Origin of the sequence: Devosia sp. Root105 (genome assembly GCF_001424865.1) — a bacterium.
Classification (GTDB): domain Bacteria; phylum Pseudomonadota; class Alphaproteobacteria; order Rhizobiales; family Devosiaceae; genus Devosia_A.
In genome coordinates, this window is the sequence record NZ_LMCR01000019.1 from 115,328 (window position 1) to 140,581 (window position 25,254).

The window sequence follows — 25,254 nt, forward strand, 5'->3', positions numbered from 1 at the left end:
GACCCAAACACTGGCATCGAGTTGATCGTCTCCCTCCCCCTTGCGGGGAGGGATTAAGGGTGGGGGGCAGCCCGCACCGGCCTGTCGGGCACCGCCGGCGCGCTACGAACTACTCAGCGTCCGCCGCACCGCATCGCGCCAGCCCTTCAGTTTCCGTGTCCGCTCGTCCTCGTCCATCCGCGGCGTGAATTGCCGGTCGAGGGCCCAGCGTTCGGCAAAACCTTGCTGGTCCGGCCACACCCCTGCCTTCCAGCCGGCGAGCCACGCGGCGCCGAGCGCCGTGGTCTCGAGGATGGTCGGCCGGTCGACGGGTGTGTTCAGCATGTCGGCGAGGAACTGCATGGTGAAATCCGAGGCGACCATGCCGCCATCCACCCGGAGCACCGTGTCGTGTGCACCCTTCCAGTCCTTGCGCATGGCGTCGATCAGGTCGCGCGTCTGATAGCTGACCGACTCGAGCGCCGCCCGCGCCAGCTCCGCCGGCCCGGTATTGCGGGTCAGCCCGGTGAGTGAACCGCGCGCCGCCGAATCCCACCACGGTGCGCCCAGCCCGACGAAGGCCGGCACCAGGTAGACGTTCTGTGTCGGGTCGGCCTTGGCCGCCAGCACCCCGGCATCGCCGCTCTTTTCGATGATTTTCAGCATGTCGCGCATCCACTGCACCGAGGCGCCGGCGATGAAGATGGCGCCTTCGAGCGCATAGGTGGTCTCGCCGTTGAGCCGGTAGGCGACGGTGGTCAAGAGCCGATTCTTCGAGCGCACCATGTCGGTGCCGGTGTTGAGCAGCGCAAAGCAGCCCGTACCGTAGGTGGATTTCAGCATGCCCGGGCTGAAGCAGGCCTGCCCGATGGTCGCCGCCTGCTGGTCGCCGGCCGCGCCGTAGATCGGCAGCGCCACGCCGAATATCTCGGGGTCGGTCATGCCGAAATCATCGGCATTGTCCTTCACCTCGGGCAGGATGGCGCGCGGGATACGGAACAGTTTCAGCAGCTCGTCATCCCACTCGCCGGTCTTGATGTTGAGCAGCAGGGTGCGGCAGGCATTGGTGATGTCGGTGGCGTGGCTCTTGCCGCCGGTCAGCCGCCAGATCAGGTAGCTGTCGACGGTGCCGAAGGCGAGTTCGCCCTTCTCGGCGCGCTTGCGCGCACCCGGCACGTTGTCGAGAATCCAGGCGAGCTTGGTGGCGGTGAAATAGGGGTCGAGCAGCAGCCCGGTCTTCTTGCTCACCAGCTTCTCGTGCCCGGCCTTTTTCAGCTTTTCGCACAGCTTGGTGGTGCGCCGGTCCTGCCAGACGATGGCGTTGTAGATCGCCTTGCCGGTCTGCCGATCCCAGACGATCGTCGTCTCGCGCTGGTTGGTAATGCCGATCGCCGCGATCTCGCTGGCCTTGATCCCGGCCTTCTTGATCGCCGTCTTGGCGCTCCACAGCGCCGTCGCCCAGATCTCCTCGGGCACGTGCTCGACCCAGCCATCCCTTGGGAAATGCTGGGTGAACTCCATCTTGCCTAGACCGGCGATTTTCTGGTGTTCGTCGAACACGATCGCCCGGCTGGACGTGGTGCCCTGGTCGATCGCGAGAATGTTGCCGCTCATTGTCTCTTCCCCATCTCGGCGAGGCGTTCGGCCATGTACCTGGCCAGTTCCGCCTTCTCGTTTGCTTTGAACTTCAGGCCCTGCTTCGAGCGACGCCATAACACGTCGTCGGCAGTCCGCGCCCATTCCCGATCCATCAGGTAATCGACCTCGCGCGCATAAAGCGTTGTGCCGAAATGCTGCCCCAGCTCGGCCGGGCTCTGTGCCTCGCCCAGCACATCGGCAGCCAGCGTGCCATAGGCCCGCACCAGCCGGCGGACGAAGGCCGGATCGAGGTTCGCCTTTTTCGCCGCGAGCTTCCGCACCTCGGCCTCGAAGGCGGTGGGCGGAAAGTTGCCGCCCGGCAGGTGTGCGCCCTTGGTCCAGCGTTGCCCCTTCTTGCCGAGCAACCCGTCGATCTTGTCGACCACCTGCTCGCTGAGCCGCCGATGCGTGGTCAGCTTTCCGCCGAAGACGTTGATCAGCGGCCCGTTGCCGGCCTCGCCTTCGGTCTTCAGCACATAATCGCGCGTCGCTTCCTGCGCGGCGCTGGCGCCATCGTCGAACAGCGGCCGCACGCCCGCATAAGTCCAGACGATTTCGTCGCGCGTCACCGGCTTGACAAAATACTCGCTCGCCGCGGCGCAGAGATAGTCGGTCTCCGCATCGCTGATCTTGACCCCGGTGGGGTCGCCCTCGAAATCCTGGTCGGTGGTGCCGATCAGCGTGTAATCGCCCTCGTAGGGGATGGCAAAGAAGATGCGGCCGTCGGCGTTCTGGAAGAAATAGCAGCGGTCGTGGTCGAAGAGTTTTCGGACCACGATGTGGCTGCCTTTGACCAGTCGCACATGGTGCGCCTCGTTGCGACCGACCGTCTCGCGGATCACCTGGTCGACCCACGGCCCGCCGGCATTCACCAGCAGCCGCGCCGAAACCGTCTCGTTACCTGCCGGGCCGACCAGCTCGATCCGCCACAGGTTGTTCTCGCGGCGTGCCGAGACGACCTTGGTCTGCGTGACCACCCGGGCGCCCTTGTCGGCGGCGTCACGGGCGTTAAGCGCCACCAGGCGCGCATCGTCGACCCAGCCGTCCGAATACTCGAATGCCACCTTGTGCCCCGGCTTCAGCGGTCGCCCGGCCGGGTCCTTGCTGAGGTCGAGCGTCTTGGTCCCCGGCAAGAGCTTCCGCCCGCCGAGGTGATCGTAGACGAACAGCCCGAGCCGCAGCAGCCAGGCCGGCCTGAGGTTCTTCTCGTAGGGCAGGACGAACCGCAGCGGCCAGATGATGTGCGGCGCCGAGGCCCACAGCACTTCACGCTCCGCCAGCGACTCGTGGACCAGCCGGAACTCGTAGTGCTCGAGATAGCGCAGGCCCCCATGCACCAGCTTGGTCGCCGCCGACGAAGTGCCGGAGGCGAGGTCATGCATCTCGGCCAGCATGACCGAATAGCCGCGCCCCACTGCATCGCGGGCGATGCCGGTGCCGTTCACCCCGCCGCCGATGACGAACACATCGAACGCGTCTGCTGCGTCACTCATCTGGGGGGTAGTCCTTCGCTGGCAATATGGAGCTCGACGCCTGATGCCGCGCAGATCGCGGCGATGGCGGGGGAGGGGGCGACATCGGTGACGAAGACGTCGATCTGCTCGAGGTGGCCGATGCGCACCGGCGCGGTGCGTTCGAACTTCATCGCGTCGGCGACGAGGATAGTCTTGCGCGCCGTCTCGATGATCGCCTGCGCCACCTTCACTTCGCGAAAATCGAAATCCAGCAGCGTGCCGTCGGCATCGATCGCCGAGGCGCCGATCACTGCGTAATCGACCCGGAACTGCCGGATGAAATCCACTGCCGCCTCGCCCACTACGCCGCCATCGGCATGCCGCACGACGCCGCCGGCAATCACCACTTCGGCGCTCGGCACCTCGCGCAGGATGTTGGCGGCGTTGATGTTATTGGTCACCACCATCAAGCCCGTGTGACGGCGCAGTGCCATCGCCACCTGCTCGGTGGTGGTGCCGATATTGAGGATCAGCGAGGAGTCGTCAGGGATCATCGCCGCGGCGGCAAGCCCGATCCGGCGCTTGCTCTCCGCCGCCAGCATCCGCCGCGCCTCATAAGCATAGTTCGAAACCCCCGACGGGTAAGCGGCGCCGCCATGCAGGCGGTTGAGGAGCTTGCGGTCACAGAGTTCGTTCAGGTCCTTGCGGATGGTCTGCGGCGTCACTGCGAATTGCAGCGCCAGGGCGTCGACATCCACCCGCCCGTGCTGCCGGGCCAGCGCCATGATGTCATCCTGCCGCTGCGTCAGCGCGTCCAATCCATCCTCCGGGAGGTTGGTTCACCTATACGCGGATAAGGTTCGTTTCGATAGCGAAATGTTCGGATGAGTTTCGTTATTGAGCCGAAGCAGACGGCCCCCTCCCATCCTCCCCCATGATGGGGGAGGTGCCGCGCTGGTGCGTTTGGCACAATCGAAGACCGAGCCTCGACTCTTCACCTCCCCCTTGTGGGGCAGGGCTATCGCATATGGCGGCGATGGGCACCTCTAGCCTTCTCCCCTTGTGGGAGAAGGTGCCCGAAGGGCGGATGAGGGGTCCGCGCAACGAGCGAAGCGACGGACGATGAGTACGCGGAGAGAACCCTCATCCGGCCTTCGGCCACCTTCTCCCACAAGGGGAGAAGGCCATCCAACTACTGTCAGTGCTCCATATGCGATAGCCCTGCCCGCAAGGGAGAGGCCGGGAGGGGGCCGTCTCTATCAGTCAGGTCATTGACCCCCGCGCCCATCCCGTGCATCAGGAAACACCTCTCCCGACCGGCCGACCATGCTCGCCATTCTCAACGTCATCCTGCCGGTTTTCGCCATGCTCGCGCTGGGCTATGGCGCGGTGCGGCTCAGGCTGTTTCCGTCCGAGGGGGTGCGTGGGCTGGTGGTGTTCGTGAACAACTTCGCGACGCCGTGCCTGCTGTTCAACGCCATGCTCAACACCGACTTCGCGACGACGTTCAACTGGGGCGTCATCGTGCCGTTCTATGTCGGGGCGATCGTGGTGTTCATCGTTGGCATCGTCATCTCGGCCAAGCTGTTCCGCAACAAGCCGGGCGAAGCCGTCGCCTCGGGCTTTTCGGCCACCTTCACCAACACCGTGCTGGTCGGCATTCCCGTGGTGCAGCGCGCCTATGGCGATCAAGCGCTGGCCACCGCCTTCTCGATCATCGCCTTCCATGCCCCGGTGCTGATCACCGCCGGCATGATCACCATGGAGCTGCTGCGCCGCGATGGCGCCCCGCTCCACAAGACCCTCGGTGTGGCGCTGATGCGGGTCGTCGCCAACCCGCTGCTCTGGGGCATCGCGCTCGGCGCTGCCGCCAACCTGATGAACGTGACGCTGGTCGAGCCGGCCGAGGCCTTCATCACCATGATGGCCGCCGCCGTCACGCCTGCTGCATTGTTCGGTCTTGGCGGGGCGCTGAACGACTATAAGCTCAGCGACAGCTGGGGGCAGTCGCTCACCATGTCGCTGCTGAAGCTTTTGCTGCAGCCGGCCATCGCCTGGGTGATCATGGTGCCGATCCTGCACATCGACCACGATCTCGCCCGCTACGGCGTGCTGCTCGCCGCCATGCCGGCCGGCATCAACGTCTATGTCTTCGCCACCTACTACAACCGCTCCGTCCACATCGCCGCCAACACCATCCTGATCTCGACGGTGCTGAGCATCCTGACGGTGAGCGGCTGGCTGTATGTGCTGGGGTTGTAGTCAGCGGAGTTCTTCGGCGGCAGCAAGTAGACGCTGCACCAAACCTCGCAGCCACCGTCCGACCCGGAACATGAGGACGACGACCAGTATCATGGCGCCTGCATTCATCCAGGGCTGAATGCCAATCAAAGTCTCTACCGTGGCGTGGTTAGATTGTTGTGATCGGCTCAACGCCTCCAGATCTTCCGGGGCAGGCGAATAGAGGAGCAGTCGCGTTGTTGCTGTGATCACTGCGAGACCGGCAACTGCAAGCACCGGTGCTCTGAACCAACCCGCAGCAAGGGCGAAGCCGATAGCAACCCAACCGAGGGGTTCGGCGAAGATCGTGATCAGAGACGTTGCAGCCGCAATGACCAGGATCATGCCGTGGCCGGCCTCTACTTCGCCGCCTCGACGCTCATCGCCAGCACCTGCGGCTCGCCGGAGACCGGGATCGCGCGGACCGGCATGGTCGAGGTGGCGTCGAGCCCGACTGCGACTCGGACATGCTTGTCGGTCGGGCAGAGCAGCAGCATCGCGTCGAACCCGATCCAGCCCAGCCCATCATCCCAGGCCTCGGCCCAGGCGTGCAGTGCCGGCTGATCACTGTCGGAGCCGTGGAGATAGCCGGTGACATAGCGCGCCGGGATTTCCAGTGCTCGCGCCGCGCCGATAAAGGCATGCGCGTAGTCGCTGGCCGGCGGATGGACGGCAGCTGCCAGCGATTGGCTCTGGCTCTGCCCGTCCTGCATCTGCGTCTGCTCACTCCCGCCCACCACTTCGGCGACCCGTGCCATCAGCGCGTGCAGCAAGGCGATGCGGTCTTGCCCGGTCTTCGGCGCTGCGCGGAATTTTGAGGTAATCGCCCCCGCCGCCTTGGTGGCCGGGGTCGGGCGGCGATAGAGCGCCGGCGGAATGTCGCCCTGTACCCGGCCGATCACCCCATTGCGGTCGATGGTCTCGACGATCCCGGCGACGGTGATCACCAGTTCCGGGTCGGGCTTGATCTGGCTGACCAGCTGCGCCCGGTTGCCGAAGGCATCGACAAAGCTCGCCGCCCTCTCGAAGCCGGGCATGTCGATCGTCCACTCGCGCACTGTCTGTGTCGGCCCGCTCACCGGCGTCAGCAGCACGTGCTGCACCCCGCGGGCCACGCCGGCGCCAAGTCCAAGGCTCATCGAATGTCGGATAGCGATCTTCATCAGTAGAAATTGTAGCTTTCGGCGAGGGCGTCCGTCATGCGGTTGTTGCGGTCGATGAACTCGGTCAGGAACTCGTGCAGGCCATGCTCGAAGATCTTGTCGACACTGGCGTCCATCACCAGCGCCGTCACCGCATCGGCGGCATCATGCCCGGCCGTGCGTTCGCCATAGATTTCCTCGAGCATATCGATGGTGCGGTTGATCCACTGCACGCAGAAGATCAGCGAACGCGGCATTTCCGGTCTGAGGATCAGGTAATCGGCGATGTTCCAGGCTTTGTAGCGGTCGTGGTAGACGTGCCGATAGCTGCGATGCGCCGAGGCAGCCCTGAGGATCATCGTCCATTGCTGGATATCGACATCGCCGCCCACCATGGTGGCGCGTGGCAGCAGCACATAATACTTCATGTCGAGAATGCGCGCCGTGTTGTCGGCCCGCTCGACGAAATTGCCGATCTGGCTGAAGGCATAGCCGGCATCGCGGAGGAAGGTCGAGAGCAGGGCGCCGCGATAGCGATGGCTCACCTGCTTGACCCAGAACAGCAGCTCCTGGAGCTTGGCCCCCGAGATGTCGCGCGGCCGGATGGCGGAGAACTCGAGCCACGCCGCGTTGATCGATTCCCACATCTCGGTGGTCAGCGCCGTGCGCACCGACCGCGCATTGGTCCGCGCCGCGAGCAGGCACGATTTCACCGAGGAATAGTTCTCCTCGTCGAACAGCATGTAGTGCGCGACGCTCGCGACGTCCGCCTGCTTGTGCTTGAGGTTGAAGCCCTCGTCGGCCTCGGCGGCCTGCAGCATCGACACCAGGTGCTCCGAAGCGCCCCCCTCGCGCCGCGAGGTGAGGCTCATGCGGTAGCCCACCTCGAACATCCGGGCCATGTTTTCGGCCCGCTCGATATAGCGGCTGAGCCAGAAGAGATTCTGTGCGGTGCGTCCGAGCATGGTCAGTCCTCCAGCACCCAGGTGTCCTTGGTCCCGCCGCCCTGCGACGAGTTCACCACCAGCGAGCCCTTCTTCAGCGCCACGCGCGTCAGTCCACCGGGGGTGATCCGGATATCGTCGCCGCACAGCACATAGGGCCGCAAATCCACATGCCGTGGCGCGATCCCCTTGTCGACGAAGGTCGGGCAGGTCGAGAGCGCCAGCGTCGGCTGCACGATGTAATTGTCGGGCCGGGCGAGGATCTTCTTCCTGAATTCCTCGCGCATCGCTTTGGTCGAGGCCGGCCCGACCAGCATGCCGTAGCCGCCCGAGCCGTGCACTTCCTTCACCACCAGTTCCTCGAGATGCTCGAGCACATAAGCCCGCTCATCGTCATTGGTGCAGTTATAGGTGGGGACGTTTTTGAGCAGTGCCTTCTCACCGAGATAGAACTCGATGATCTCCGGCACGTAGACATAGACCGCCTTGTCGTCGGCAATGCCGGTGCCCGGCGCGTTTACCAGCGTCACGTTGCCCGCCCGATAGGCATCGAACAGCCCCGGCACGCCCAGCATCGAGTCCGGCCGGAAGGTCAGCGGGTCGAGGAAATCGTCGTCGATGCGGCGGTAGATCACGTCGACCCGCTCGGGGCCCTTGGTGGTCCGCATGTAGACCTTGCCGCCATCGACGAACAGGTCCTGGCCCTCGCAGAGCTCGGCGCCCATCTGGTCGGCGAGGAACGAGTGCTCGAAATAGGCCGAGTTATGGATGCCCGGCGTCAGCACCACGAGGTTGGGCGAGCCATGCACGCCCCCCGGCGCCACGCTCTCCATCGTCCGGCGCAGCGTTTCGGGGTAGGTCTCGACCGGCGCCACCTTGTAGCGCTGGAACAGTTCCGGGGCGAGCTGCAGCATCGCCTCACGGTTCTCCAGCATGTAGCTGACGCCCGAGGGGGTGCGGAGATTGTCCTCCAGCACGTAGAAATCGTCCGGGCCGGTCCTGACGATGTCGACGCCGATAATGTGTGAATAGACTCCGCGCGCCGGATCTAGCCCCATCATTTCCGGGCAGAACGCCGAGTTGTTGAGGATCAGCTTTTCCGGCACCCGCCCGGCCTTCAGGATCTCCTGGCGGTGGTAGATGTCGTAGAGGAAGGCGTTGAGCGCCCGCACCCGCTGCTCGATGCCCTTCGACAGTCGCCGCCATTCCATCGCCGAGATGATGCGCGGGATGATGTCGAACGGGATGAGCTTTTCGGTGCCTTCGTTGCTGCCGTAGACGGCGAAGGTAATGCCGAGGCGTCGGAACAGGGCTTCGGCGTCAGCCGACATCAGACCCAGGGCTTGCGGAGGCTGCTCTTTCAGCCACTCTTCCAGGATGTGGTAGGGCGCGCGGACAGAGGCATCCGCATTGGTCATTTCGTCAAACGGCGTTGCGGACATCAACTCCCAAGGGCTTGCGGCCTATCCCACTCGGGACTCATTGGTACACTTTTGCTGAAAGGCCACAAGCCGGGTTCGGCGTGAATGTCTCGCACCCGGTGCGAGCTGACCCCCACCAACGTCGCCTTCACCCTCGCGCAAAACTGCCATACAACCTTGCGCCGATAAGGGATGGGACCAATGCCGGAAGAGATTCTCCAGACTCACAAGCTGCTCGATCGCTGCGAGAAGGCGCTCGCCGAACGCTACACCGTGCACAAACTGCACGAGGCGGCAGATAAGGAGGCGCTGATCAAGTCGGTGGCCGGCAAGATCCGGGCTATCGCCGGCGGCAATGTCGATGGCGCGCTGATGGACAAGCTCCCCAAGCTCGAGATCATCGCCAATTTCGGCGTCGGCTACGACTCGATCGACACCAAGGCAGCCAAACAGCGGAACATCCGCGTCACCAATACCCCGAACGTGCTCAACGATGCGGTCGCGGAGCTCACCCTTGGCCTGATGATCGGGCTCGCCCGCCGTATCCCGCAGGGCGACCAGTTTGTCCGCCAGGGCAAGTGGCCGAACTCGGGCTTCCCGCTGCTCACCGAGCTCAACGGCAAGACCGTCGGCATCCTCGGGCTCGGCCGCATCGGCAAGGAGATCGCCACCCGCTGCCAGGCCATGAAGATGCGCGTCGTCTATCACGGCCGCAGCCGCCAGCACGACGAACCCTACATCTTCTACGACAAGCTCATCGACATGGCCCGTGACAGCGATTGGCTGGTGATCATCGCCCCGGGCGGCAAGGGCACCGAGAAGATCGTCTCGCGCCAAGTGCTCGAGGCGCTCGGCCCCGAGGGCTTCATCGTCAACGTCGCCCGCGGCACGCTGATCGACGAAGCGGCGATGCTGGAACTGCTGCAATCGAAAAAGCTCGGCGGCGCGGCGCTCGACGTGTTCGAGAAGGAGCCGCAGGTGCCCGAGGGCTTTTTCGCCCTCGACAATGTCGTGCTGTCGCCGCACCAGGGCAGCGCTACGCACCAGACACGCAACAAAATGGGCGATCTCGTCGTTGCCAATATCGTCGCGCACTTCGCCGGCGAACCCCTGCTCAGCGCGGTGGTCTGATCATGCTGATTGATCTCAAGGGCAAAGTTGCCATCGTCACCGGCGCCGGCCGAGGCATCGGCCGCGTCATCGCACGGACCCTCGCCACCGAAGGCGTCACCGTCGCGATCATCGACTTCCGCCAGGATCTGCTCGACGATGCCGCGATGGAGTGGACCGAGGCCGGTTGGCCCGGCCTCCGTATCCTCTGCGACGTGCGCGAGGCGGTCCAGGTCAACGCCGCGGTGAGCGCCGTGGACGAGGCGTTCGGCCGGGTCGATATCCTCGTCAACAATGCCGGCGTCGCCAGCGGGGCGCGCGTCGACAAGCTGGCCGAGGCGGTATGGGACGCCAATTTCGATACCAACACCAAGGGCACGTTCCTGGTGTGCCAGGCGGTGGCGCCGATCATGCAGCGCCAGGCCTCCGGGCGTATCCTCAATGCGGCGTCATTCGCCGCCATCATCCCCTCGATCGGCAGCGCCGCCTATGCGGCGAGCAAGTCGGCGGTGGTGCAGTTCACCCGAGTACTGGCGGGCGAGCTCGGCCCGTTCAATGTCACGGTGAATTCCTACTCGCCGGGGATGATCCCGACCGAGATGAACAGCTTCGCCAAGCTGCCCGACGCCCGCCAGCAGCGGCTGCTCGACACCCTGACGCTGCGCCAGTGGGGTAACCCCGAGGACGTCGCCAACCTCATCTGCTTCCTTGCATCCGACCAGGCCCACTACATCACCGGCGCTTCGATCGACTGCTCGGGCGGCAAGTACGCCACGCAGTTCCCAGCGGCGGCTTACGAGAGCTGAGACACGGGTGGCGGGGCCGGCCCGGCCCCGCACTCACCCAACACTGGATGTCATCCCTGCGAAAGCAGGGACCCAACTCGCCACCTGAGCCAGCCGATGCCGGACGAGGGCGGAGCCCTCGCCGAGGGGGCCCAGCTTTCGCTGGCATGACATCGCGTTTGTGGCAGATGCAACGACCGGCCGAAGTGCCCGACCTACCAACCACGTTGACCCCGCGCACAGACGGGTATTTGCTTGTCGCGAGATTTCCGTCGGAGTTGGCGCCAATGGAAATAGTCGAGCTGCTGCAGCAGACACCGCTGTTTCACGAGCTGAACGCAGCGGACCTCGAGGAGCTGATCCCGTCGACGCGCCTCGAAACCTACGAGCCGGGGCGGGTCATTCTCCGGGAGGGACGCGTCGGCGCCGCATTCTTCCTTATTGTTTCTGGCAGCGTCGAAGTCATCAAGGCGCTCGGCAAACCGGAGGAAAAGCGCGTCAACGAGCTGGGAGTCGGCGACTTTTTCGGTGAGATCGCCAACATGAAGCACACGACGCGGATCGCCAGCGTCAGGGCGCTCAGCGAGACCAAGTGCCTGATGATCCAGCGGCTGCATCTCGATTCCTACATCGAGCGGTTTCCTGCCGTCCTCGCCAAGGTGGAGCAGGCGGTTGCCGTCCGCGGCGACGAGTGACGGTCAGCCCCGTACCGCCCGTGCATAGTCCGACGGCGCCCGCCCGACGATGCGGCGGAAATCATTGCTGAAATGCGCCTGGTCCGAGTAGCCCGTCGCTACCCGCCAGCCGCTTCCAACTCTCACAGGAAGCGCCAGGCCGCCACTACCGCCAAACCGCCAGCAGCGCCCCCATCAGCACCAGCGCAATCAGGTTGTTGCCGAGGTTGATGGCGATCAGCTTCAGCGAGCGGTTCTCGTAACCCCAGAGCGACACCAGCAGCGTCGCCATGAAGCCGAGCCAGACCCAGAAGCCGGCCAGCGCGCCATTGAGCCAGTCGGCGATGTTGGCGCCGACGATGATGTTGGCGAGCGCGAACGACATGATCAGCGAGGCGATGACATCGACCACCATCGCCTTGCCGAGCCCCGCCTTCATCGTCTCCGGCGTCACCCCGGTGAGCGCCTGCCACGGCTTCAGCAGCAGCGGCGGCGAATACCAGGCAAAGCCCACGGCCATGCGGATGATCGCGGCGACAAGCACGGCCAACCAGTTGATCGGCAGCATTGTTTGAACTCCCCAGGGCGCCCCTCGCGCCCGGATAAATTCTACCGCCGAAGCAAACTGCGCCGCAATCGACGCGGAACCCCCATGCCGTCAAAGCGATTGCCTTTCCGGTGGCCCCTCGCGACACTGCAAATACGAAACGGCGGAGACTTCGATGACGGATTGGTGGCGCGGCGCGGTGATCTATCAGGTCTACCCACGCTCGTTTCAGGACAGCAACGGCGACGGCATCGGTGACCTGCCCGGCATCATGCGCCGGCTCGATCACATCGCCAGCCTCGGCGTCGATTGCATCTGGCTCTCGCCGATCAACCAGTCACCGCAGCGCGACATGGGCTACGACGTTTCCGACTACAAGGAAGTCGACCGCCTGTTCGGCAGCCTCGAAGACTTCGACGACCTGATCAAACGCGCCCACGCGCTGGGTCTCAAGGTGATCATCGACCAGGTGCTGAGCCATTCCTCGGACATGCATCCGTGGTTTCGCGAGAGCCGGCTCAACCGCACCAATGCCAAGGCCGATTGGTATGTCTGGGCCGACCCCAAGCGCGACGGCTCGCCGCCCAATAACTGGCCATCGGTGTTCGGCGGCCGCGCCTGGGAGTGGAATCCCAGCCGCGGGCAGTACTACTTCCACAATTTCCTGATCGAGCAGCCCGACCTCAACTTCCATAACCCCGACGTGCAGGATGCAGTGCTCGACGTCATGCGCTTCTGGCTCGAGCGCGGCGTCGACGGTTTCAGGCTCGACACGGTGAACTACTATTTTCAGGACAAGCAGCTCAGGAACAACCCGCCGGCGCGGCGGCCCAAGCACCTGCCTTATGCCGTCAACCCATACGACATGCAGGACCACAAGTTCGGCAAGAGCCAGCCCGAAAACGTCGGCTTCCTGAAGCGGGTGCGCAAACTCCTCGACCAGTATCCGGGCACCACCACGGTCGGCGAAGTCGGCGACAGCCATCGCGGCCTGCAACTGATGGAGGAATATACCTCCGGCGGCGACAAGCTGCACATGGCCTATACCTTCGACATGCTCGGCCCCGAGTTCACCGCCGAACACTTCCGCACCAAGATGGCGAAGTTCTTCGCCGGCGCGCCGAATGGCTGGCCGTGCTGGAGCTTTTCCAACCACGACGTTAACCGCCACATGACCCGCTGGGCGCCGTATTCACGGAACCCGGCCGATCTCGCCCGCCAGGCGGCGGCGATGCTGCTGAGCTTCAAGGGTTCGGTCTGTCTCTATCAGGGCGAAGAGCTCGGTCTACCCGAAGCCGATATCCTGTTCGAGGAATTGACCGACCCGCCGGGCATCCGCTTCTGGCCCGAATACAAGGGCCGCGACGGCGCCCGTACCCCGATGCCGTGGGAAGAGGGCGACGCCCCCAACGGCTTCTCCAGTGTGAAGCCGTGGTTGCCGGTGAAGCCGAACCACTCGGCTCTGAATGTCGCCGTCCAGAACGCCGACCCGGACTCGACTCTCAGCTTCTACCGCAAGGCGCTGGCTTTCCGCCGCGCCCACCCGGTCTTTGCGTCAGGCGATATCGAATTCCTGAAAGTCGCCGAGCCGTTGCTCGCCTTCCGCCGCACCGGCAAGGACGGCGCCATCACGTGCCTCTTCAACCTCTCCGCCGACCCGCTCACCGTGACGCTCGACGGGGGCGAAGGGCTAGAGCCGCTGGAGCTCTCGCACGGCGCCGAGCGCCGCAAGAGCAAGCTGAAGCTCGAAGCCAACGGCTTCGCCTTCTTTGCGACCGGGGAAATGAAGGTGGCGTTCGGCGGCAGAAGGAGGTCGAAGTAAGCAGCCTGCGGTGCGGGCTGACCCACTGCGACCACCCCAACTACGGTGTCATCCCAGCGAAAGCTGGGACCCCACGGCGAGGGCGCAGCCCTCGTCCGGTTATCCACCTGCTCGGGCTGTGAGTTGGGTCCCTGCTTTCGCAGGGATGACAGCCGGTGGGTGGAGCGAGGCCAAGCCAAGCCAAGCTCAGCTATTGGGCCGGCACGGCCCGGCGATGAAATGCGCTGGCGCGATCTAACCCTCAGTCCACCTGTTCCCAGGTATCGGGGTCATAATAGTCGCTGTGCCAGGTACCATCGGGGTACTGCACGAAGGCCTCGACGCAGCCGTCCGACGCCAAGCTCACCGAGCGGGCGTCGACGCCGCGCCGGCGCAGTTCCATCTTCACGACCTCCTGGTCGAAGCTGTCGCCGTCGCCGCCCGACTTGCCACCCGCCGAGAAGCCGAACTCGATTTTCAGCCCCGGCAGGTTGTCGTTGAGGTTGCAGTTTTCGCGCGCCATCGCCGGGCCGGCTGCGAACAGGGTGGCGGCAACGATGGTGAGGACAAGCGGACGCAGCATCTGAGTCTCCAATGGACCGGGAGGCATGTGCCGGAGGATTTGGGCAGGCTTGCGGCCTACGGCAAGTCCTTGTCGCCTAGGGCAACTCTTTGTCCCGAATAAGCATTGCAACCACCGGGATGGCGAAGGTGAGCATCAGCAGCCGGCTCACATGGTGCGCCGCGATGAACGCCGTATCGAACCCCAGCGCGATGCCGAGTGCGCCCATCCCCTCGAGCGCTCCCGGCGACAGCCCGAGCCAGATCTGCCCGAACGGCATGTCGACGAACGGCGCCACCGCCAGCGTCACCCCCGTGGCGATGGCGACGGTCAGCGCTGTGCCGGCCAGCCCGCCGATCGCTGCCTGCTTGAACTCGGCGCGGGTGATGCCGTTGAAGCGCGAACCGATCAGTCCGCCGATCAGGATGAAGGTCGCGATCAGCAATGGCTGCGGCATTGACCCCTCGAACAGCCCGGCGAACTTGGCGCAGATCGCCACCGCCATGGCGCCGAGCACATAGCCGGCCGGAGCGCGGAGCTTGGTCAGGATGAACCCCGCGATAGCGCAGGCGATGGCCACCGGCAGCAGCGTCTCGAACCCCATCGGATCCTGCACCGGCGCGCCTTCGTAGTGCCCGATCGGCAGGAACAGCGCTCCGATCGGCACGCAGATGGTGAGGATCAGGATGCGGATCACCTGGATGATGATGATCTGCCGGGTATCGCCGACGCCCGCTGCCGCAATCGACATCACGAAGCTCAGATGCCCGGGGAACGAGCTGAGATAGGCGGTGCCGCGGTCGAGCCCGAACAGTTTGCGCAACAGGAACCCGGTGAGCGTGATGATCAGGATCAGCTCCACCGCCAGCGCCGCCAGCGTCACCGGCCATTGCACGATCAGCGTCAGCGAATCGCGCGCCACTGCCGCGCCCATCGACAATCCGGTCAGCACGAAGGTCGCGTCGCGCAGCCAGGTCGGCAGCATCACCTTGACGCCCAGCAGCGCCGCGATCGCCACCGCGAGCGCCCCACCCATCAGCCACGCGGCGGGCAGATTGACCAGCGCCGCCAATCCGCCACCGGCCGCCGAGATCAGCAATGTGACGAGTGTCCGGCGGACAATGGTGCCGGCGGGCAGGGGGGAGGTCATTTGGCGGAACGAGTCGAGATGGCTAGGACGCTAACTATCGACGAGTTTGCGCTGCGGGGGAAGCGGGCCGTTGGGCGAATATCGAGTGCTTGGCGCCCCTCACCCCGCGGTGAGGCCCTTGGCCTCATCCGCCTCCCTCTCCCCAGAGGGGCGAGGGGACGCGTGTGGCACCGCCGGTGAGCCCATCGCCCCCTCGCCCCTCCAAGGGGCGCAATAAGCGCTCCCGGGGAGAGGGCCGGGGTGAGGGGTAGCCCCACGCACTGCTATCTCTGCGAAGCACCCTCGACCAGCTTCACGAAAAAACTCACCCCAACCGGGATGATCTCGTCGTTGAAGTTGTAGGTGTCCGAGTGCAGTTCGGAGCTCGGCCCGTTGCCGAGGAATACGTAAGCGCCCGGCCGCGCCTGCAGCATGTAGGAAAAATCCTCGCCGCCCATCTTGGGGTCGACATTGGCGTCCACCCGGTCCTCGCCCACCACAGTCGCGGCGATGGCCGCGGCATAGGCCGTTTCGTCCGGCGTGTTTTCCACCACCGGATAGCCGCGGCGATAGTTCACCTCGGCCTTGCCGCCGAAGGTTTCGACGATGCCCTTGGTCACCGCCTTGAGCCGCTCTTCCATCAGGTCGCGCACTTCGTCGTTCAGCGAGCGCACCGTGCCGGTGAGCTTCACCTTCTGCGGGATGATGTTGAACGCCTCGCCGCCCTGCATCATCGTCACCGACAATACTGCCGAGCGGATCGGATCGATATCGCGCGAGACGATGGTGTGCAGCGCCGTGATCAGCTGCGCCGCGATCATCACCGGGTCCACCGTGTTCTGCGGCCAGGCGGCGTGTCCGCCCTGGCCTTCGATCACGATGTTGAACTCATCGCTCGCCGCCATCAGGCCGCCGACCCGCATGGCGATGCTGCCGGCTTCCTGGCCGGGCATGTTGTGCAGCCCATAGACCTCATCGACGCCGAAGCGATCCATGATGCCGGCTTCCACCATGGCGCGCCCGCCGGCGCCGCCTTCTTCGGCCGGTTGAAAGATCAGCACGGCGTTGCCGTCAAAATTGCGCGTCTCGGCCAGGTACTTTGCCGTGCCGAGCAGGATCGAGGTATGCCCGTCATGCCCGCAGGCATGCATCCGGCCGGGCGTCTGGCTGGCATAGTCGAGGCCGGTCCGTTCGAGGATCGGCAACGCATCCATGTCGGCGCGGATGCCGATATTCTTGCCCGGTCCACGCCCCTTGATCACCGCCACCACGCCGCTCTGGGCAATGCCGGTGACCACTTCGTCGACGCCGAACGAGCGCAGCAGCTCGGCCACTTTCCCCGATGTACGGGGCAGTTCGTACTGAAGTTCGGGGTGCACATGGAAGTCGCGGCGCCATTCGGCGACCTCGTCGGCGAATTCCGCGATACGATTGATAACGGGCATGAAAGACCTGAACGCTAGTAAGCGCGCACTGTGCGGGGGAGCAGGGTAGGGCGTCAACCCGCCGAAGGTACGATCTTGCGGATGGGGTGCGCGGACGCCTGGGCCGGTGGCTGCGGACCCCCGCCCCTGTCCCCTCCCCGCAAGGGGGAGGGAGACGCATACACTGATGTCAGCATTTTGGTCGCCCTCCCCCTTGCGGGGAGGGGACAGGGGTGGGGGGTCACCACGCGCCGGCCTCTCCTGGAGCGAGAGGCACGCCATTCTCCCAACCCACTCTCCAGTAGTCAGAAATTCCCCGTCCGAACTTGCCCCTCTCCGTCATATTTGCCAAACACCCGGCAACACTGGAGGAACCGATGAAAATCCTCGTTGCCGTCAAGCGCGTCGTCGATCACGCGGTGCGCGTCCGTGTCCGTTCCGATGGCTCGGGCGTCGAGACCGAGAACGTGCGCATGTCGATGAACCCCTTCGACAAGCACGCCGTCGAGGCCGCGGTGCAGCTCAGTGAAGCCGGCCACGCCACCGAGATTGTCGTCGTCTCTATCGGGCCCAAGCAGAGCAACGACGTCATCCTTACCGCCCTTGCCATGGGCGCCCATCGCGGCATTCTGATCGAGGCCGATGGCCGCGTCGAAACCCTGGCGGTGGCGATGCTGTTGCAGGCTGTCGTTGCCGAGGAACAGCCCGATCTGGTGCTGCTCGGCAAGCAAGCCGTCGATGACGACTCCAACCAGGTCGGCCAGATGCTGGCCGGCCTGCTCGACTGGCCGCAGGCGACCTTCGCTTCGGAGATCAAGGTCACGGGCGACGGACTCGAAGTTACCCGCGAGGTCGACTACGGCCGCGCCACCGTCGGCGTCTCGCTGCCCGCCATCGTCACGGCCGACCTCCGCCTCAACACCCCGCGCAACGCCGCGCTGCCCATGGTGATGAAGGCGCGCTCGAAGCCACTTGCCGTGCGCCCTGCCGCCGAGTTCGGCGTCGATCTCACGCCGCGGCTCAAGCTCGAAAAGGTGAGCCCGCCGGCCGAACGCGTGGCCGGCCGCCGGGTTGCCGATGCTGCCGAACTGACCGCGGCAATTCAGTCTGAACTTTCCGAGCTGGAGGCGCTGTGATGGCCGTCCTCGTTCTCGCCGAACACGATCTCGGCGTGCTCTCCGCCGCCACGGCCCGCATCGTCGCTGCCGCCGAAAAGCTCGGCCCGGTCGATCTATTGGTCGCGGGCCAGGGCGTCTCGGCCGTTGCCGCCGAAGCCGCAAAGCTTGCCGGCGTCGAGAAGGTGCTCGTTGCCGACAGCGCCGCGCTTGCCAACCAATCGGCAGAGGCTGTCGCCGCGCTGCTCGCCCGCCTCGCCGAGCCCTTTACCCATATCGTTGCCGCCGCCGCCGCCACCGGCCGCGATGCCATCCCGCGCCTCGCCGCCAGGCTCGACCTGATGCCGGTGACCGACGTCGTCGCCATCCACGGCCCGACCCGCTTCGATCGGCCGATCTACGCCGGCAACGCCATCGAGACGGTATCGTCTGGGCAGAGCAAACAGCTCCTCACCATCCGTGCCTCGGCCTTCCGCCCGACGGCGACAGGCAACGATGCCCCTGTCCATTCCGTCGATGCCGACGTCATCGCGGTCGCTCGCTTCCTTGCCGCGCACCGCACCGAGAGCGATTTGCCGGAGCTCTCGACCGCCCAGGTCGTCGTCGCCGGCGGTGTTTCCTTCGGCTCGGCCGAAAAGTTCGCGCTGGTCTCCGACCTTGCCAAAGTCCTCGGCGCTGCTGTCGGCGCCACCCGCGCGGCGGTCGATGCCGGCTACGCCCCCAATGACTGGCAGGTCGGCCAGACCGGCAAGATCATCGCGCCCGACCTCTACATCGCCATCGGCATTTCCGGCGCGCTGCAGCACCTCGCCGGCATCCAGGGCGCCAAGAAGATCATCGCCATCAACAAGGACCCCGAGGCGCCGCTGATGAAGATCGCCGATATCGCGCTGGTCGGGGACCTGTTCGAAGTGGTGCCGCAGCTGATTGCGGGGTTGAAACGGTAGGGCTGGTGTCTGTGGCCCACCCCCACCCTTGATCCCTCCCCACAAGGGGGAGCGAGACGGTCACTGCAGCGTGGCTCTCGCCTCTCTGGGGTGGGGCCACATGCACCAACCCAGACTATCCGCCCCGTTGCAATTCCCCCACCACCGCCTATAAACACCCCGCTCTCGTTTTCCCCGGACAGACCTGATGTTTGAGACCCTGAAGAAGGCCACGCTCGACAAGATTTTCGTGCTGATGGCCGAGTATGCCGCCGATCCCCGCGACGGAAAGATCGACCTCGGCGTCGGCGTCTACAAAGATCCCAAGGGCGTTACGCCCGTCATGAGTTCGGTGAAAAAGGCCGAGCAGCGCATCCTCGATAGCGCCAAGACCAAGACCTACAAGGGTGTGGTCGGCAACAAGGAATTCTCCGCCGCCATCGTCGATCTGGCGCTGGGCGGTGTGGTCGACAATAAGCGCATCCGCTGCGTCAACGGCGCTGGCGGTACCGGTGCGCTGTCGATCCTGATGAACGTGCTCGGCCGCGCTCGCCCCAAGGGCCGCATCTTCATTTCTGATCCGAGCTGGCCGAACCACTGGCCGATGGCCGAACTGGCCGGCCTGACCCCGGTTTACTACCCGTATTTCGACCACAAGACCCGCATTGTCGATTTCCCGGCCATGCTGGCGGCGCTCGACACCCTCACTTCCGACGATATCGTGCTGCTGCACGGCTGCTGCCACAACCCGACCGGCGCCAGCCTCACCAATGCGCAGTGGGACGAGGTGGTCGAGAGCCTGAAGCGCACCGGCGCCTTCCCGCTGGTCGATCTCGCCTATCTCGGCTTCGGCGATGGGCTCGAAGCAGATGCCTATGGCGTGCGCAAGGTCGTTTCCTCGGTGCCCGAGTCGATGGTCGCCTTCTCGGCCTCGAAGAATTTCGGCCTCTACCGCGAGCGCGCCGGCGTCGCCATCGCCATTGCCAAGGATAGCGACAGCGCCGACGTCGTCTCATCGCAGATGCAGAACGTCATCCGCGCCACCATTTCGCAGACCCCCGACCATGGCGCGGAAATCGTCCGCGTCATTCTCGAGGACAAGGAACTGCGCGCCGAGTGGGAAGCCGAACTCACCGAGATGCGGGAACGGATGAAGCGCCTCCGCGTCAAACTTGCCGACGCCATCCGGCAGCGCTCGAACTCGAAGGATTTCGATTTCATCGCCGAGCATACCGGCATGTTCTCGCTGCTCGGCCTGCCTGAGGATGTCGTCACCAAACTCAAGCTCGACGACGGCGTCTACATGATCAACGACAGTCGCATCAACGTCGCGGGAATCCCCGAGGATCGGATCGGCGAACTCGCCGACAAGATGCTCGCCGCCATCCGCTGAACTCCGTCTCGGCTTTCGCTGAGACCGGTCCCTGCTTTGCTGAGACGTTGTCTCGACTGCCGTTTGTGACTACCTAAAGAGCAGCTAACCATCTCCCTTGGAGGGGAACGAAATGAAGTTCTTCGTCGATACCGCCGAGATCAAGGACATCCGCGATCTCTATGAAACCGGCCTGCTGGACGGGGTGACGACGAATCCCTCGCTGATCGCCAAGTCCGGCCGCCAGTTCAAGGACGTGATCAAGGAGATCTGCTCGATCGTTCCTGGTCCCGTGTCGGCTGAAGTCGCCGCCACCGACTATGACGGCATGATCGCCGAGGGCCATGTGCTGGCCAAGCTCGCCGAGAACGTCGTGGTGAAGGTGCCGCTGACCATCGATGGGCTGAAGGCCACCAAGACCTTCTCTAAGGAAGGCATCAAGACCAACGTCACGCTCTGCTTCTCGCCCAACCAGGCGCTGCTCGCGGCCAAGGTCGGCGCCACCTACATCTCGCCGTTCATCGGCCGCCTCGATGACATCAACGCCGACGGCGTCGAGCTGATCGAGAACATCCGCACCATCTACGACAACTATTCGTTCGCCACCGAGATCCTCGCGGCCTCGATCCGCACCCCGAACCACATCACCGAGGTGGCTCTGGCCGGCGCCGACGTCGCCACCATCCCGCCGGCGGTGATCTACAAGCTGGCCGACCACCCGCTGACCAAGTCGGGCCTCGAGCAGTTCGTCAAAGACTGGAAGTCGACGGGCCAGTCGATCCTTTGATCGGCTGAAGGCAGGGCGCGCGCCACACACTCGGAGTCATTCCCGCGAAAGCGGGAATCTCCGTTTCGGAGCGCGCCGCATCCACTGCAAACAGAGGTTCCCGCTTGCGCGGGAATGACCCGGTGACAGCGGGGAAATTCAGGCAAGGCTTCCCCCATGGCCAATGAACTCATCGCCACCGCCGTCCGCAACGCGCTCGCTTCCGTCGAAATCCCCGGCGGCGGCGAACTGGCGGGCTATGGGGGCTTGAGCGAGATCATCGTCACCACCGGCGCCGTGGCCTTTGCCATCTCGGTTGCGCCGGGCATGGAAGCCGCCTTCGGTCCGGCCCGCGTCGCTGCCCAGGCTGCGGCCGAAAAGGTTGCTGAGGGCCGCAAGGTCATGGTGTCGCTCACCTCTGACCGCGCCCAGGCCGCGACCGGCCAGGCCAAGGCGCAGGGCCGTCCCGGCCCACCGCCACGCGAGGCTGTGCCCGGCGTCCGCCATATCATCGCCGTCGGCTCCGGCAAGGGCGGCGTCGGCAAATCCACCGTCGCGGTCAACCTGGCGCTTGGCTTTGCCGCCGAGGGCCTCCGCACCGGTATCCTCGATGCCGATCTTTACGGGCCCTCGATCCCCAAGCTGCTCGGGCTTGAGGGTAAGCCTGCGGTTCGTGACGACGGCATTTTTGCCCCGCATGAGGCCTATGGCCTCAAGGCGATGTCGATCGGCTCGATGCTCACCGCCAACCAGGCGGTGGTGTGGCGCGGCCCGATGGCCACTTCGGCGCTGCGGCAGCTGCTGCGCGAGAGTGATTGGGGCGGCCTCGACGTGCTGGTCGTCGACCTGCCGCCCGGCACCGGCGATATCCAGATTTCGCTGGTCCAGCAGGTGCCGCTGCTCGGCGCTGTCATCGTTTCCACCCCGCAGGATCTGGCGTTGATCGACGCCAAGAAGGCGATGGACATGCTGCTCCGCACCGACGTGCCGATCCTCGGCCTCATCGAGAACATGAGCTACTTCGTCGCTCCGGACACCGGGAAGCGCTACGACATCTTCGGCCATGGCGGCGCCAAAGTCGCCGCCGACACCTTCGATATCCCGTTCCTCGGCGAAATCCCGCTGGTGATGTCGATCCGCGAAAGCTCCGATGCCGGCCGTCCGGTGGTCGCTACCGATCCCGATGGCGCCGAGGCGCAGGCCTTCCGCGCCATCGTCCGCGCTATTCTCGCCGCCAGCCCGCAGCTGAAACCCTGAGCCATGCTGTCGCTTCGGCTCGCCACCGCAGCTGACATCGACGCGCTCATTGCCATCGATCACGTCGCTGCCCACAGCGCCGACCGCCGCGAAGCCATTGCCGAATGGGTCGCACTGGGCCAGTGCCACCTCGCCGAGCGCGACGGCGCCGTCGCTGGCTATGTCGCATTGACGCGCAGCTTCTTCCGCTCGCCCTTCATCGAAATGCTGATGGTCGGCGCCGCCTTCCGCCGCGCCGGCATCGGCCGTACCCTGATCGAACACTGCATCAGCCTCACGCCGCCCGACCAGAAACTCTGGACCTCGACCAACGAGTCCAATACGCCAATGCGCGGCCTGCTGCCGCAACTCGGCTTCGAGCAGACCGGCCTGTTCGAGCAGCTCGACGAGGGCGATCCGGAGCTGATCTTCCTGAGGTGGCCCTCTAACGCCGGCGCGGGCTGACCCCCACCCTTGATCCCTCCCCGCAAGGGGGAGGGAGACGATCGCCTCGATAGCAGTGTGAGGGTCTCCCTCCCCCTTGCGGGGAGGGGACAGGGGTGGGGGCCACAGCCACCAGCTTCTCGGTAACACCGGTGACATCCCTTCTTCGCACTGTTATGCAATCGATTACATTGATCCGCGGGCGTCGAGAATCGCCGTCCCTGAACGACCACAACGAGCGCATAAGCGCCGCCCTGTTGAGGAGTGAGAAGTGTTTTCGATTTCGCGTGACGAGCTTGGCCCGAATTTCACTTTCGGCGCCGCCACTGCCGCCTATCAGATCGAGGGCGGCCAGACCGATGGCCGCGGCACCTCGATCTGGGACACGTTTTCATCCACGCCCGGCAACGTGAAGAACCTCGATACCGGCGCCATCGCCTGCGACCACTATAACCGCTGGCCTGGCGACCTCGACCTGATCCGCGATGGCGGCTTCGACGCCTATCGCTTCTCCTTCGCCTGGCCGCGCCTCATCCCCGAAGGGACCGGAGCGGTGAACCCCAAAGGGCTCGAGTTCTATGACCGCCTGATCGACGGCATGCTCGAGCGCGGCATCAAGCCCTACGCCACGCTCTATCACTGGGATCTGCCGAGCCCGCTGCAGGACAAGGGCGGCTGGATGAACCGCGATATTGCCAGCTGGTTCGCCGAATATGCTGCCGTGGTGGGGCATCACTTCGGCGATCGCCTCCACGCCACCGCCACCATCAATGAGCCATGGTGCGTCGCCTTCCTCAGCCACTTCCTCGGCATTCATGCTCCGGGCTATCGCGATCTTCGCGCCGCGTCCCGTGCCATGCACCACGTGCTGTTCGCCCATGGCACCGCCATCGACGCGCTGCGCGCCGAGAGCGTCAAGAATCTCGGCATCGTGCTGAACCTCGAAAAGACCGAAGCCGCCTCCGACAAGCCGGAGGACATCGAAGCGCAGAACCTCGGCGATGCGCTGTTCAACCGCTGGTATCTCGATGGCGTGTTCAAGGGCCGTTACCCCGAGGCGCTCACCAGCCGGCTGGCCGAGTACCTGCCCGAGGGCTTCGAGAAGGACATGGAAGTCGTCTCCCGTCCGCTCGATTGGCTCGGCATCAACTACTATACCCGCGGCCTCTACGCTGCCGGCCCCAATGGGCTGTTTGGCGCCGAGCGCCGCTCCGGCGACCTCGAAACCAGCGATCTCGGCTGGGAAATCTACCCCAAGGGGCTCGAGGACCTGCTGGTCCGCGTCAACCGCGACTACACCAAGCTGCCGCTCTATGTCACCGAAACCGGTATGAGCGAGACCAATGACGAGCGCCGGGTGAAATACTACGACGACCATCTGCGGGCCGTCGCCAACGCGCAGGGGCAGGGCGCCGATGTCAGGGGCTTTTTTGCCTGGTCGCTGCTCGACAACTACGAATGGTCGCAAGGCTACACCTCGCGCTTTGGCATCGTGCATGTCGACTACGAGACGCAGGTGCGGACGCCCAAGGCCAGCTATCGCGCCTTCCAGGGCATGCTGCACAACACGCGGTGAGGGGCGGCTGCTGAGTCGCGGGTAGACGGATTGAGCCACAAGCTAGATGCGGCACCTCCCCCTTGACGGGGGAGGTTGGGAGGGGGTGTGCGGGAGGCGCGAGACCCGCAGGCTACATCGCCGGCGCCGGCTCTGCCGCATACGTCACCGTGTGCTTGCCGCCCACCCATGCGTAGGTTGCCCAGCAGGCGTCAGCCGCCGTCGCCTTCGGGCAATTGGTGCTGTCGACCCATAGCCGCGCCGTCGTCCCGGTTTCGGCCTGCACCAGCGTCGGCATGCCGCCCAGCGCTTCGATCGGGGCGGCGAACTTTTCCGACGACACCGCGATCTGCACGGCGCAGCCGCCATTGCCGCAGAACGCCGTCGCCGAATTGCTGCACTGCAGCGGCTGCGAGTTGATCACGTAGTCGGCAATCCCGTCGCCATCGAGATCGGCGCTCAGCAGCCCTGGCCGATCGCCGCCGGCGTTCAGCGTGCCACCCAGCTTGGTGCATTGTTCGGCAAAACCAGCGATCAGCGTCTCCACCCCTTCGGGGATCGGCGCCGTCACCGGCGGCACCTGGTTCTGCAGGTCCGAGAACTGCTGCATCGACGCGCCCAGTTCCGCCTTCAGCGCCGCGATCCGCTCGGCATACACCTTGCGCAGGCAGGTGATGTCGGCGCCGCATTTGCCGCGGTCGGCGAGGAACGCTTCGGCGTCGTCGTGCCGGGCGCCGTTGGCGCCCATGAACATCGGCACCTTGTCGTAGGCGTAGAACAGCCCGGCCATCTCGCTGTCGAGCGCCGAGGTCACGCCGTCGCGGCACACCGCCACTTCATCGGCGGCCGCCGCCTTGCTGCAATCAAAGCTCGCCGCCTGCAAGGGAGAGGCGACCAGCAGTAGAAACATCAGGCTCATGAGGCCCAGAAATGCGCGCATAATTTCACCT

At 65.0% G+C, this 25,254-nt stretch carries 24 protein-coding genes; 12 read left to right on the top strand and 12 right to left on the bottom strand.

The window, feature by feature from the left end:
- Positions 1-102: 102 nt before the first annotated feature.
- From glpK to ASC68_RS23035, 3 genes are read right to left on the bottom strand one after another with little or no spacing between them, the layout of a single operon-like run.
- The gene (gene glpK, locus ASC68_RS23025; protein WP_055884715.1) at positions 103-1,593 is read right to left on the bottom strand and encodes a glycerol kinase GlpK; all 1,491 of its coding nucleotides are present in this window, start codon (positions 1,591-1,593) and stop codon (positions 103-105) included.
- Positions 1,590-3,110 carry a glycerol-3-phosphate dehydrogenase gene (glpD, locus tag ASC68_RS23030; protein ID WP_055884718.1) on the bottom strand — a complete coding sequence of 507 codons (1,521 nt, stop codon included), beginning with the start codon at positions 3,108-3,110 and terminating at the stop codon, positions 1,590-1,592. The genes glpK and glpD overlap by 4 nt, the downstream gene beginning before the upstream one ends.
- The gene (locus ASC68_RS23035) at positions 3,107-3,889 is read right to left on the bottom strand and encodes a DeoR/GlpR family DNA-binding transcription regulator (protein ID WP_282569970.1); all 783 of its coding nucleotides are present in this window, start codon (positions 3,887-3,889) and stop codon (positions 3,107-3,109) included. The genes glpD and ASC68_RS23035 overlap by 4 nt, the downstream gene beginning before the upstream one ends.
- A 508-nt stretch (positions 3,890-4,397) precedes the next feature.
- On the opposite strand from ASC68_RS23035, the gene ASC68_RS23040 reads away from it, so the two are divergent.
- Positions 4,398-5,333: an AEC family transporter gene (locus tag ASC68_RS23040; protein WP_055884721.1), complete on the top strand. Its 936-nt coding sequence runs from the start codon at positions 4,398-4,400 to the stop codon at positions 5,331-5,333.
- Here the strand turns inward: ASC68_RS23040 and ASC68_RS23045 are convergent, their stop codons facing one another.
- From ASC68_RS23045 to ASC68_RS23060, 4 genes are read right to left on the bottom strand one after another with little or no spacing between them, the layout of a single operon-like run.
- A complete protein-coding gene (locus ASC68_RS23045) occupies positions 5,334-5,696 on the bottom strand; it encodes a hypothetical protein (RefSeq protein WP_055884724.1) in 363 nt (120 codons plus the stop codon).
- 14 nt (positions 5,697-5,710) lie between these two features.
- A complete protein-coding gene (locus tag ASC68_RS23050; protein WP_055884726.1) occupies positions 5,711-6,514 on the bottom strand; it encodes a transglutaminase family protein in 804 nt (267 codons plus the stop codon).
- Complete coding sequence (locus ASC68_RS23055) at positions 6,514-7,458, bottom strand: alpha-E domain-containing protein (RefSeq protein ID WP_055884729.1); 945 nt, start codon at positions 7,456-7,458, stop codon at positions 6,514-6,516. Before ASC68_RS23055 ends, ASC68_RS23050 begins: the two co-directional genes overlap by 1 nt.
- Before the next feature lie 2 nt (positions 7,459-7,460).
- Positions 7,461-8,879, bottom strand: coding sequence for a circularly permuted type 2 ATP-grasp protein (locus ASC68_RS23060; protein ID WP_055884732.1), 1,419 nt, complete (start codon positions 8,877-8,879; stop codon positions 7,461-7,463).
- A 180-nt stretch (positions 8,880-9,059) separates the two neighbouring features.
- On the opposite strand from ASC68_RS23060, the gene ASC68_RS23065 reads away from it, so the two are divergent.
- From ASC68_RS23065 to ASC68_RS23075, 3 genes are all read left to right on the top strand, one after another.
- Positions 9,060-9,989 carry a 2-hydroxyacid dehydrogenase gene (locus tag ASC68_RS23065; RefSeq protein ID WP_055884735.1) on the top strand — a complete coding sequence of 310 codons (930 nt, stop codon included), beginning with the start codon at positions 9,060-9,062 and terminating at the stop codon, positions 9,987-9,989.
- Positions 9,990-9,991: 2 nt separating this feature from the next.
- On the top strand, positions 9,992-10,774 hold the full coding sequence (locus ASC68_RS23070; protein ID WP_055884738.1) for an SDR family NAD(P)-dependent oxidoreductase: 783 nt from the start codon (positions 9,992-9,994) through the stop codon (positions 10,772-10,774).
- A 266-nt stretch (positions 10,775-11,040) separates the two neighbouring features.
- Positions 11,041-11,448: a cyclic nucleotide-binding domain-containing protein gene (locus tag ASC68_RS23075; RefSeq protein WP_055884740.1), complete on the top strand. Its 408-nt coding sequence runs from the start codon at positions 11,041-11,043 to the stop codon at positions 11,446-11,448.
- Between the two features lie 145 nt (positions 11,449-11,593).
- Here the strand turns inward: ASC68_RS23075 and ASC68_RS23080 are convergent, their stop codons facing one another.
- Positions 11,594-11,995 carry a DUF1761 domain-containing protein gene (locus tag ASC68_RS23080; RefSeq protein ID WP_055884743.1) on the bottom strand — a complete coding sequence of 134 codons (402 nt, stop codon included), beginning with the start codon at positions 11,993-11,995 and terminating at the stop codon, positions 11,594-11,596.
- Between the two features lie 154 nt (positions 11,996-12,149).
- Here ASC68_RS23080 and ASC68_RS23085 point away from each other — a divergent pair, with 154 nt between their 5' ends.
- Complete coding sequence (locus tag ASC68_RS23085) at positions 12,150-13,796, top strand: alpha-glucosidase family protein (protein ID WP_055884746.1); 1,647 nt, start codon at positions 12,150-12,152, stop codon at positions 13,794-13,796.
- Between the two features lie 241 nt (positions 13,797-14,037).
- On the opposite strand, the gene ASC68_RS23090 is transcribed toward ASC68_RS23085, so the two are convergent.
- The 3 genes from ASC68_RS23090 to ASC68_RS23100 form a co-directional block, all read right to left on the bottom strand.
- Positions 14,038-14,358 carry a hypothetical protein gene (locus tag ASC68_RS23090; RefSeq protein ID WP_055884749.1) on the bottom strand — a complete coding sequence of 107 codons (321 nt, stop codon included), beginning with the start codon at positions 14,356-14,358 and terminating at the stop codon, positions 14,038-14,040.
- A 76-nt stretch (positions 14,359-14,434) separates the two neighbouring features.
- Complete coding sequence (locus ASC68_RS23095; RefSeq protein ID WP_055884752.1) at positions 14,435-15,487, bottom strand: AbrB family transcriptional regulator; 1,053 nt, start codon at positions 15,485-15,487, stop codon at positions 14,435-14,437.
- Positions 15,488-15,750: 263 nt separating this feature from the next.
- Positions 15,751-16,911, bottom strand: coding sequence for a M20 aminoacylase family protein (locus tag ASC68_RS23100; RefSeq protein ID WP_055884755.1), 1,161 nt, complete (start codon positions 16,909-16,911; stop codon positions 15,751-15,753).
- Positions 16,912-17,267: 356 nt separating this feature from the next.
- Here ASC68_RS23100 and ASC68_RS23105 point away from each other — a divergent pair, with 356 nt between their 5' ends.
- The 7 genes from ASC68_RS23105 to ASC68_RS23135 all read left to right on the top strand — a co-directional run bounded on the left by ASC68_RS23105 (position 17,268) and on the right by ASC68_RS23135 (position 24,325).
- Positions 17,268-18,026, top strand: a complete 759-nt coding sequence (locus tag ASC68_RS23105; RefSeq protein WP_055884757.1) for an electron transfer flavoprotein subunit beta/FixA family protein — start codon at positions 17,268-17,270, stop codon at positions 18,024-18,026.
- Positions 18,026-18,952 carry an FAD-binding protein gene (locus ASC68_RS23110; RefSeq protein ID WP_055884761.1) on the top strand — a complete coding sequence of 309 codons (927 nt, stop codon included), beginning with the start codon at positions 18,026-18,028 and terminating at the stop codon, positions 18,950-18,952. The genes ASC68_RS23105 and ASC68_RS23110 overlap by 1 nt, the downstream gene beginning before the upstream one ends.
- 187 nt (positions 18,953-19,139) lie before the next feature.
- Positions 19,140-20,324: an amino acid aminotransferase gene (locus ASC68_RS23115; RefSeq protein WP_055884764.1), complete on the top strand. Its 1,185-nt coding sequence runs from the start codon at positions 19,140-19,142 to the stop codon at positions 20,322-20,324.
- A gap of 112 nt (positions 20,325-20,436) precedes the next feature.
- Positions 20,437-21,090: a fructose-6-phosphate aldolase gene (fsa, locus tag ASC68_RS23120; RefSeq protein WP_055884767.1), complete on the top strand. Its 654-nt coding sequence runs from the start codon at positions 20,437-20,439 to the stop codon at positions 21,088-21,090.
- Between the two features lie 156 nt (positions 21,091-21,246).
- Complete coding sequence (locus ASC68_RS23125) at positions 21,247-22,326, top strand: Mrp/NBP35 family ATP-binding protein (RefSeq protein WP_055884770.1); 1,080 nt, start codon at positions 21,247-21,249, stop codon at positions 22,324-22,326.
- Between the two features lie 3 nt (positions 22,327-22,329).
- Positions 22,330-22,770, top strand: coding sequence for a GNAT family N-acetyltransferase (locus tag ASC68_RS23130; RefSeq protein ID WP_055884773.1), 441 nt, complete (start codon positions 22,330-22,332; stop codon positions 22,768-22,770).
- 250 nt (positions 22,771-23,020) lie between these two features.
- Positions 23,021-24,325 carry a GH1 family beta-glucosidase gene (locus ASC68_RS23135; protein WP_055884775.1) on the top strand — a complete coding sequence of 435 codons (1,305 nt, stop codon included), beginning with the start codon at positions 23,021-23,023 and terminating at the stop codon, positions 24,323-24,325.
- A gap of 112 nt (positions 24,326-24,437) precedes the next feature.
- On the opposite strand, the gene ASC68_RS29030 is transcribed toward ASC68_RS23135, so the two are convergent.
- On the bottom strand, positions 24,438-25,244 hold the full coding sequence (locus ASC68_RS29030; protein WP_197421382.1) for a hypothetical protein: 807 nt from the start codon (positions 25,242-25,244) through the stop codon (positions 24,438-24,440).
- Between the last annotated feature and the right edge of the window lie 10 nt (positions 25,245-25,254).

What these genes read in the sequence shown, in the direction of transcription:
- ASC68_RS23115 (WP_055884764.1), top strand. Translation starts at nt 19,140, where the DNA reads ATGTTTGAGACCCTGAAGAAGGCCACGCTCGACAAGATTTTCGTGCTG.
- ASC68_RS23130 (WP_055884773.1), top strand. Translation starts at nt 22,330, where the DNA reads ATGCTGTCGCTTCGGCTCGCCACCGCAGCTGACATCGACGCGCTCATT.
- ASC68_RS23095 (WP_055884752.1), bottom strand. Translation starts at nt 15,487, where the DNA reads ATGACCTCCCCCCTGCCCGCCGGCACCATTGTCCGCCGGACACTCGTC.
- ASC68_RS23045 (WP_055884724.1), bottom strand. Translation starts at nt 5,696, where the DNA reads ATGATCCTGGTCATTGCGGCTGCAACGTCTCTGATCACGATCTTCGCC.
- glpK (WP_055884715.1), bottom strand. Translation starts at nt 1,593, where the DNA reads ATGAGCGGCAACATTCTCGCGATCGACCAGGGCACCACGTCCAGCCGG.
- ASC68_RS23110 (WP_055884761.1), top strand. Translation starts at nt 18,026, where the DNA reads ATGGCCGTCCTCGTTCTCGCCGAACACGATCTCGGCGTGCTCTCCGCC.
- ASC68_RS23105 (WP_055884757.1), top strand. Translation starts at nt 17,268, where the DNA reads ATGAAAATCCTCGTTGCCGTCAAGCGCGTCGTCGATCACGCGGTGCGC.
- ASC68_RS23090 (WP_055884749.1), bottom strand. Translation starts at nt 14,358, where the DNA reads ATGCTGCGTCCGCTTGTCCTCACCATCGTTGCCGCCACCCTGTTCGCA.
- ASC68_RS23100 (WP_055884755.1), bottom strand. Translation starts at nt 16,911, where the DNA reads ATGCCCGTTATCAATCGTATCGCGGAATTCGCCGACGAGGTCGCCGAA.
- ASC68_RS23070 (WP_055884738.1), top strand. Translation starts at nt 9,992, where the DNA reads ATGCTGATTGATCTCAAGGGCAAAGTTGCCATCGTCACCGGCGCCGGC.
- ASC68_RS23050 (WP_055884726.1), bottom strand. Translation starts at nt 6,514, where the DNA reads ATGAAGATCGCTATCCGACATTCGATGAGCCTTGGACTTGGCGCCGGC.
- ASC68_RS23060 (WP_055884732.1), bottom strand. Translation starts at nt 8,879, where the DNA reads ATGTCCGCAACGCCGTTTGACGAAATGACCAATGCGGATGCCTCTGTC.
- ASC68_RS23075 (WP_055884740.1), top strand. Translation starts at nt 11,041, where the DNA reads ATGGAAATAGTCGAGCTGCTGCAGCAGACACCGCTGTTTCACGAGCTG.
- ASC68_RS23055 (WP_055884729.1), bottom strand. Translation starts at nt 7,458, where the DNA reads ATGCTCGGACGCACCGCACAGAATCTCTTCTGGCTCAGCCGCTATATC.
- ASC68_RS23080 (WP_055884743.1), bottom strand. Translation starts at nt 11,995, where the DNA reads ATGCTGCCGATCAACTGGTTGGCCGTGCTTGTCGCCGCGATCATCCGC.
- glpD (WP_055884718.1), bottom strand. Translation starts at nt 3,110, where the DNA reads ATGAGTGACGCAGCAGACGCGTTCGATGTGTTCGTCATCGGCGGCGGG.
- ASC68_RS23065 (WP_055884735.1), top strand. Translation starts at nt 9,060, where the DNA reads ATGCCGGAAGAGATTCTCCAGACTCACAAGCTGCTCGATCGCTGCGAG.
- ASC68_RS23040 (WP_055884721.1), top strand. Translation starts at nt 4,398, where the DNA reads ATGCTCGCCATTCTCAACGTCATCCTGCCGGTTTTCGCCATGCTCGCG.
- ASC68_RS23125 (WP_055884770.1), top strand. Translation starts at nt 21,247, where the DNA reads ATGGCCAATGAACTCATCGCCACCGCCGTCCGCAACGCGCTCGCTTCC.
- fsa (WP_055884767.1), top strand. Translation starts at nt 20,437, where the DNA reads ATGAAGTTCTTCGTCGATACCGCCGAGATCAAGGACATCCGCGATCTC.
- ASC68_RS23085 (WP_055884746.1), top strand. Translation starts at nt 12,150, where the DNA reads ATGACGGATTGGTGGCGCGGCGCGGTGATCTATCAGGTCTACCCACGC.
- ASC68_RS29030 (WP_197421382.1), bottom strand. Translation starts at nt 25,244, where the DNA reads ATGCGCGCATTTCTGGGCCTCATGAGCCTGATGTTTCTACTGCTGGTC.